Below are 1,652 nucleotides of genomic sequence, written 5' to 3'. Positions count from 1 at the left end.
AAACAAACCAAATAACAAATCAACACGAAGCCCTGTTGAAACCCCTGCAACTGGTCGCAGGCGTCGTCGAGCGTCGACAGACCTTGCCGGTACTGTCCAACGTGCTGTTGGTAGTCGAAGGCCAGCAACTGTCGCTGACCGGTACCGACCTTGAGGTCGAGCTGGTCGGTCGTGTGCAACTTGAAGAGCCTGCGGAAACAGGTTCCATCACCGTGCCTGCGCGCAAGCTGATGGACATCTGCAAAAGCCTGCCCAACGATGCGCTGATCGATATCAAGGTCGACGAGCAGAAGCTGGTGGTCAAGGCCGGCCGTAGCCGTTTCACCCTGTCGACCCTGCCTGCCAACGACTTCCCGACCGTTGAAGAAGGCCCGGGTTCGCTGACCTGCAGCCTCGAGCAAAGCAAACTGCGTCGTTTGATCGAACGCACCAGTTTCGCCATGGCGCAGCAGGACGTGCGTTATTACCTCAACGGCATGCTGCTGGAAGTGTCCGAAGGCATCATCCGCGCCGTGGCCACCGACGGTCACCGTCTGGCCATGTGCTCGATGAAAGCCGATATCGGTCAGCCAGATCGCCATCAGGTGATCGTGCCGCGCAAAGGTATTCTCGAACTGGCACGTCTGCTCACCGAGCCGGACGGCAATGTCAGCATCGTCCTGGGTCAGCACCACATCCGCGCGACCACCGGCGAATTCACCTTCACCTCGAAACTGGTCGACGGTAAATTCCCGGACTACGAGCGCGTTCTGCCGAAGGGCGGCGACAAGCTGGTATTGGGCGATCGCCAAGCGCTGCGTGAAGCGTTCAGCCGTACCGCGATTCTGTCCAACGAGAAATACCGCGGTATCCGTCTGCAACTGGCCAACGGTCAGTTGAAGATCCAGGCCAACAACCCGGAGCAGGAAGAAGCGGAAGAAGAAGTGGGCGTTGAATACAACGGCGGCTCCTTGGAAATCGGCTTCAACGTGAGCTATCTGCTCGACGTGCTGGGCGTGATGACCACCGAGCAGGTTCGCCTGATTTTGTCCGACTCCAACAGCAGTGCGCTGGTGCAAGAGTCCGACAACGACGACTCGGCTTACGTTGTCATGCCGATGCGTCTGTAATCAGCTGACCCTGGATGTCCTTAAGTCGTGTTTCGGTCACCGCGGTGCGCAATCTGCACCCGGTGACCTTCTCCCCCTCCCCCCGCATCAACATTCTTTACGGCGCTAACGGCAGCGGCAAAACCAGTGTTCTGGAAGCCATTCATCTGCTGGGGCTTGCCCGTTCGTTTCGTAGCACGCGTCTGTTGCCGGTCATCCAGTACGAACAACTCGCCTGTACCGTGTTCGGTCAGGTCGAATTGGCCGAGGGTGGCCATAGCGCTTTGGGCATCTCGCGCGATCGTCAGGGCGAGTTCCAGATCCGTATCGACGGGCAGAACGCCCGCAGCGCTGCGCAACTGGCGGAGATCCTGCCGTTGCAGTTGATCAACCCCGACAGCTTCCGCCTGCTTGAAGGCGCGCCGAAGATTCGCCGGCAGTTTCTCGACTGGGGCGTGTTCCACGTTGAGCCGCGTTTCATGGCTACCTGGCAGCGTTTGCAGAAGGCCTTGCGCCAGAGAAACTCCTGGCTGCGGCATGGTACACTTGACGCCGTTTCGCTTG

At 59.2% G+C, this 1,652-nt stretch carries 2 protein-coding genes; both read left to right on the top strand.

Going from position 1 to position 1,652, the window contains the following annotated elements; genetic code table 11:
- Positions 1–11 precede the first annotated feature (11 nt).
- A complete protein-coding gene (gene dnaN / locus ACIP1X_RS28905; RefSeq protein ID WP_400755977.1) occupies positions 12–1,109 on the top strand; it encodes a DNA polymerase III subunit beta in 1,098 nt (365 codons plus the stop codon).
- 14 nt (positions 1,110–1,123) lie between these two features.
- Positions 1,124–1,652 (top strand): DNA replication/repair protein RecF (recF, locus tag ACIP1X_RS28900; RefSeq protein WP_400755976.1); only part of this gene is annotated, 529 nt, incomplete at its 3' end.

It is taken from the genome of Pseudomonas sp. NPDC088885 (genome assembly GCF_044750025.1).
Lineage (GTDB): Bacteria > Pseudomonadota > Gammaproteobacteria > Pseudomonadales > Pseudomonadaceae > Aquipseudomonas > Aquipseudomonas rustica.
Note: the sequence above shows the minus strand (reverse complement) of the source record. Positions and strands in the feature narration are given on the sequence as shown.